General features: G+C 63.4%; 4 protein-coding genes. 3 read left to right on the top strand and 1 reads right to left on the bottom strand.

The features are described 5' to 3' along the window. Window positions 1-3,183: beta strand repeat-containing protein (locus tag VIG90_RS04945; RefSeq protein WP_331592345.1), on the bottom strand; the 3,183-nt coding region annotated here is incomplete at its 3' end. Between the two features lie 207 nt (window positions 3,184-3,390). Here VIG90_RS04945 and VIG90_RS04940 point away from each other — a divergent pair. The 3 genes from VIG90_RS04940 to VIG90_RS04930 form a co-directional block, all read left to right on the top strand. Next, the gene (locus VIG90_RS04940; protein WP_331592344.1) at window positions 3,391-4,500 is read left to right on the top strand and encodes a helix-turn-helix transcriptional regulator; all 1,110 of its coding nucleotides are present in this window, start codon (window positions 3,391-3,393) and stop codon (window positions 4,498-4,500) included. A 271-nt stretch (window positions 4,501-4,771) separates the two neighbouring features. Beyond that, entirely contained in the window at window positions 4,772-5,230 is a 459-nt protein-coding gene (locus VIG90_RS04935; RefSeq protein ID WP_331592343.1) for a chemotaxis protein CheW, read from the top strand. Further along, the coding region (locus VIG90_RS04930) for a protein-glutamate O-methyltransferase CheR (RefSeq protein ID WP_331592342.1) at window positions 5,230-6,130 on the top strand (901 nt) is incomplete at its 3' end. The genes VIG90_RS04935 and VIG90_RS04930, both read left to right, overlap by 1 nt.

Here is a 6,130-nt window from a genome sequence, read left to right as displayed (position 1 = left end):
CACCAGAACCGCCTCGAACAGGCTGTTGCCTGCACCCAGCGCCTGGACGGCAGCAGCACTCTGGCGCTGGTTGGCTGTGGCCGCAAGACTTGCAAAGCTGATGTCGTTGCGCAGCAGATCGAGCGTGACCGACGTGTTGCTATAGGAGAGGACCGACGTGAGAAACGCCAGGTTGGATGTGACCTCGCTGAAGGTGCCTGTAATGCCATTCTCTGCGATGAGGACCGTATAGCCCGTGCGGGCCGCATATCGGCCCTCGGCCGCCAGGACGCTGAGGGTGCCGCCATTGATCGTTGCCGAGCCGGTTGCGGTGATGCGGTCGGCCTCGCCGTCGGCCGTTGCCTCGACCGCATAGACGGAGCCGTCGGTGAATGCGACGTTGCCGGCAACCCGCAGGTGACCGATGGAATTGCCCGGCGCAACCGTGCCGCCTGTGGCCGCAATAATGCCGCCGACCGTGCCGTTGCCGCCAAGCGCGCCGCCCTCGACCGTGACGGTCGAGGCAACCGAACCGTTGACCGAGAGGGTGCCGTCGCTGACCGTCGTTGGTCCGCTGTAGGTGCTCGTGCCGGTCAAGTTGAGACGACCGCTGCCGGTCTTGTTGAATCCGCCGCTGCCTGCAATGGCACCCGCAAATTCCGTGTTGCTCGCCTGATTGACCGTGAGCGCACCATTGTCGATGTTGATGCTGCCGCCGGTGCCGGCAAGCCCGGCCACCGTATGCTGGCCACCGCTGAGGTCAAGTGCCCCGCTGCCCACGTCAAGCTGGGTGCCCGGGTCCATTTCTCCGGCAAATTTTACAAAGCCGTCGAGAATGCGGGTGACGCCGGTAAAGTTGTAACCGCCGGCAAAGGTGAGGGTGCCGGCGCCGCGCTTCTCAAAGCTGCCGCTGCCGGAGAAGTTACCCAGAAAATCGTAGTCATCGGTCCGGTTAAAGACGAACTGGCCATTGTTGATGAGGTTGCCGGTGAAGATGCCGTCCGTGCCGCCATCGCCGATAACAAAGACGCCATCATTGCTGGTTGTCACATCGCCTGCCAGTGAGCCGGTCAGAACGATGCCGCCGTTGACGATTTCCGTGCCCCCGGTGTGGCGAATATTGCTGTTGGCGACATGGAGGATGGCCTCGCCGTCCAGCCGCACGGTGCCAGCGCCGCTGATAACGAGGCTTTCGGCCCCATCGAACGCTTCCACGTCATCGATGTTGAACACAAGCAGGCCGTGGTTCACCACCTGGTTGGTATGGATCGGGCTCCAGGCGCCGTCCTCAAGGTTGGCCTGATTGACGCGCAAGGTGGCGCCTGCATCGATCGAGACACCGTCAAACGCGCCAACCCATCCCTCGGTTGACCAGTAGCCGCTTGCCACATGCAGGGTCTCAAAGCCATCCGCCCGCGTCAGCGTCTGGCTGGCGGTGGCTGCATCGACAGTGCCCGAGAGGCGGAGGAGATCGTCTCCAGCGCCAGCATCGAGAATGCCGATGACCTTTGAGCCGGTCTTGAGGATCACCGTGTCGTCAAACTCGCCCAGGGCAACGGCCGTACCGCCTGCGCCCTGCAGCGTGCCTGCATTTGTCAATGTCGTCTGGGTAATGGAGAACACCGCCGCACCGCTGGTGCCGGTGATGACCCCGGTGTTGATCAGGTCGGCGGATTTCAGATAGCCGATGAACTGAACACCATCGCCGCCCATAATGGTCCCGCGGTTGGTCACGGTGCCGACCATGTCCGGCTGGCGACTTTCAGACTGAATAAAAAGGCCGCCCACGTCGCCGGTAATCGTGCCGTCGTTCTCGATGTTGCCGCCTGCTGACAGGGCCAGGCCGAAGCGTGCGCCGGCAATGGTGCCGCCGGCGGCGTTGGCCACGGTGGCAAGCGAGGTCTGGCCCGTCGTGTCCTGATCGGCAAAGGCGTAGATCGAGATGCCGTCGGCCCAGGGGCTGGCGCGGCCTTCGATGGTGCCGCTGTTGGTGACCGTGCCGCCGCCGATCAGTCGGACACCGTCGTTCTGGTCGCCGATAATGGAGCCGGTGTTCTCAACGAGCGTATTGCGGGCCTTGCCCACAGGCGCGCCTGCATCATCGTCCCAGGCCGAGATCGTCGTGATCCCGACGTTGGCGCCGGAGATCGTCCCGCTGTTGACGATTTTCGAGCCCGGCTGGGCAAGCACGATGCCGCCGTCCGGCAGGGATGTTGCGCTGTCGGACGTGCCGTTGCCGCGGATGGTGCCGGCATTGTCGATGACCACGGCACCGTACTCTGCCATCACGCCCGACAGAGCGCCGGTGATGACGCCATCCGTCGCATTGGTCAGCGTGAGTGTGGAGGTGGTGCCATGGAAGATGCCGGCATTGCCGGTACCCTCGATGGTGCCGGAGTTGGTCACCGCGGCGGAGGCGAGGTAGCCGCCGAACCAGAGGCCATCGCCCCCTGAGATGGTTGCGCGATTGGCGACGGTGGCGCTCAGGTGCGGCTGGTCAGGATCCGACTGGATCATGACGCCGCCCACGTCGCCGGTGATCGTGCCGTCGTTCTCGACCGCCGCGCCCACCGAAAGAGCCAGGCCGAAGCGTGCGCCGGCAATGGTGCCGCCGGCGGCGTTGGCCACCGTGGCAAGCGAGGTCTGGCCCGTCGTGTCCTGATCGGCAAAGGCGTAGATCGAGATACCGTCGGCCCAGGGACTGGTGCGGCCTTCGATGGTGCCGCTGTTGGTGACCGTGCCGCCGCCGATCAGCCGGACACCGTCGTTCTGGTCGCCAATGATGGAGCCGGTGTTCTCGACGAGCGTATTGCGGGCCTTGCCGAGGTGAGCCCCTGCAACTCCATCCCAGGCATAGATGGTTGTAATGCCTGTGTTCGCGCCGGAAATGATCCCGTTGTTGACGACACTGGAGTTGGCCTGGCCAAGGATAATGCCGGAATCGGGCAGCGACGTTGCGCTGTCCGAGCCGCCATTGCCGCGAATGGTGCCGGCATTGGTGATGCTCGCCCGGCCGAACTCGGCGAGGATCCCGGTCAGGTTGCCCGTGTAGCTCTGACCCGCTGCCACATTCAAAATGAGATGGCTGCCATCCGGATGATGGAGGCCATAGTCCGTCGCCTGTGCCGCCGGGATCAGCATGAGCTGGGTCATTGCAACGAGCGCGGTTGAGTGAAGATAGCGTTTGCGTGTCGGATTTTTCACAGTAGTTGCCCCCTGTTATGAAGGGGCGCAGGCCAGCTCGGCCAGGTTTTGCGCCCCGCTGCACCGGCAAGCGCTACTGTGGGACGGACAGGGTTTCATCCCAGGATCATGGTACGCAGAGCAAAAAATGCTATTATTTTAATCATAATATTTTAATCTCTGATCTGTAAGCGCCGGAGGAGAAACGCTGCGTAGGTGAGGTGCGACATGGCGACTGATCAGGCAGAGACGCTGGCGGTCCGGGCCTTTGCCGCCGCGCCATTTGAGCCCGCGGGCTGGGATATTGCCCTCAAGGAATTGGCGCGTCAGACTCGCTCCTCGCGTATGCAGCTTTTAGGCATCGGCGGCCCGCATGCCATTCCCTTCAACTGGACGAGCGACGTGATCGACGGCTTCATCGAAGGGTTTGTGCGCATCGGCGGTGGCGACCCGGCCATCAACTGGCGGGTCGCTGCCACCCGGGCGCCGCTTGAGATCAGCAGTGAGGTCGATTACGCCCGTGCCCGGCAGGGCATGAAAAGGTCCAATATCTACGACGACTTTGCCGCGCGCTATGAAGCGGTGTACGGCTGTCAGACGGTGCTGCTGCAAAATCAGGGCATGTTCATCGGGCTGGCTGCCCTGCGGTCCGAAGCCGACGGGCCAACCAACGAAGACGAGCGCGCCGTTTTCAGCGCCGCTGCGCCACATGTGCTCTCTGCAATTCAGATGCAGCGTGCGCTGGATAACCAGGGCGCACAGCTGGTCAGCGGCTCGCTGGAGGCGGTGGGCACGGCGGCATTTGTATGCGATGGCACAGGACGGGTCGCGGCATTGACGGCCATGGCTGAGGGCTGGCTGAGGGATCATGGCAGCCTGCGCCTCATTGCAGGGCGCTTGTCGGCATCAAGGCCGCAAGAGGATCGGGTTTTTCAAAATGCGCTCGCCACGGTTCTGAGCAGCGAGCGACCCGCCCTTCCGCAGCGGTTTTGGCTCGGGGAGGATTACACCCAGGAGAGCTTCCACCTGTGCGAGATCTTTGCCTTGCCCAGGCGGGACTGGAGTTTTGGGTTTGAGCCACGCGCGCTCGTCACGATCCGGATGCCGCAGGATCTGGCGCCCGATCACAGCGCTCTCCTCTCGGATGCGCTGGGGCTGACCAATGCCGAGGCAGACGTTGCGATCCGGGCCGCGCGCGGCCAGTCCCGGGACGAGATCGCACAGCAGCGCGGTGCCTCTGCCGAGACCGTCAATTCCCAGTTCAAGACGATCTTTCGCAAGACCGGGGTTCGCCGCGAGGGCGAACTCATTGCGCTCGTCAACAAGCTCCTGCGGTGATGGCCGGTGAGGACGAGCAAGGGTGCATCCGCTCTTGAGCTCAAATGCCACGCCGTTGCCGTCTGGACTGACGACGCCGGACTGGCGGCGTTACCCTGCGTGCATCCGGACAGTCAGGGAAGGATCATGAACGCCGGCGGGCCGGCCGGGCCGGGATGGCTCGCATGCTCAGGGCTTTTTCTGCGCCTGCCTGCCGTGGCCTTGCCTTCCCGCTCAATCGACTAATATTCTTTAATTAATAATTGGTCGCTTGAGTGCGCAGGATGTCTTGATGCGTAAGCTTGTCACCTTCAGCCTTGATGCCCAGATGTTCGGGCTTTGGCTGGAGGACATGGTCGAGGCCACGCGCGCCGTTACGATCACCCCGCTGGCGCGAGCACCCGCGTGCGTGGAGGGCATCATCAACCTGCGGGGTGATGTCGTGCCGGTCTTTGATCTGCGCATGCGCTTCAGTTTGCCGCCTGCACCGTTGCGAATGACGGACCATCTGCTCATCGTTCAGGCCGGTGACAGGACAGCGGCCCTGCGTGTCGATCGGGTCAACGGGTTGACATCCGTCTCGCCAGAGGACCTGCAGGTCATCCAGTCGGTGGTTGAAGTGGCCGGTGGTATTTCAGGGATCGCCAAACTGGAGCGCGGGCTTGTCGTGATCACCGCCATGGCGAGCTTTCTCACGGCGATGGAAAGCGAAGCGCTAGGTGATGCATTGGCGCAGGCAGGGGAGGCTTGATGACCCCTGGCCCTGCGAGTGCCCACATGGAGGGCGTGATCGACTACCTGCAGGCGCGCTTCGGGCTGTTTGTGCCGCCTGAGAAGCGCAAAGGAGCCGAGACCCGGCTGTATCAGGTCATGGCGGCACAAGGGCTGCACGGCCCCTTGATGATGCTGGATCTGCTGCGGACCAATAGCACAGTCCTGCAGACGGTCATTGATGAATTCACGGTCGGCGAGACCTACTTCTTTCGCGACCCGGATCTCTTTGCGCTGATCCGAAAGACAATCCTGCCTGCCTTGCAGGAAGAGCGGGCACCGGATGCGCTGCTGCGCCTCTGGAGCGCGGGATGCGCCACGGGCGAGGAAGCCTATTCGCTTGCCATTCTTCTGGAAGAAGAGGGCATGGCGGCGCGGGCCGACATTCTGGCAACGGATATTTCTGAAAGCGCGCTGGAGAAGGCGCGCGCCGCCGTCTACGGCCCCTGGTCCCTGCGGGGGCAGGATGCCGGGCCGCTGGCGGCGCGTTATTTCCTGAAAAAGGGAGAGCGCTATAGCATGGCCGACCGCATCCGCGCGCGCGTTCGGTTCCGCTACCTGAACCTTGCATCCGACTTCAGGCCACTTCCCAGGGATGGCCTCACCCGGATGGATCTTATTCTCTGCCGCAATGTGCTGATCTATCTGGATGAGGCAACGACAAGGGCCGTGGCGCAGCGCCTGTTCGACTGTCTGGCCGAGGGCGGCTGGCTGCTGACGGGCCCGTCGGATCCTCCGCTCTGGTCGCATGCGCCGTATCAAACGCTCGTGACGTCAAGCGGCGTCCTCTACCGGCGGGCTCGCGCGGGCGATCAGCGCGAGGCGATGCCGCCCGCGCCTGCAAACCAGGTCGACGGGCGGCGTGCAGGGGTATCTGAGG

The organism is Pedomonas sp. (assembly GCF_036515995.1).
Taxonomy (GTDB): Bacteria; Pseudomonadota; Alphaproteobacteria; order Sphingomonadales; family Sphingomonadaceae; genus Pedomonas.
The sequence above is the reverse complement of the archived record's forward strand: the minus strand, read 5'-3'. Positions and strand labels throughout refer to the sequence as shown.

Coding starts and splice junctions, on each gene's coding strand:
- VIG90_RS04940 (WP_331592344.1), top strand. CDS start 3,391: ATGGCGACTGATCAGGCAGAGACGCTGGCGGTCCGGGCCTTTGCCGCC.
- VIG90_RS04935 (WP_331592343.1), top strand. CDS start 4,772: ATGCGTAAGCTTGTCACCTTCAGCCTTGATGCCCAGATGTTCGGGCTT.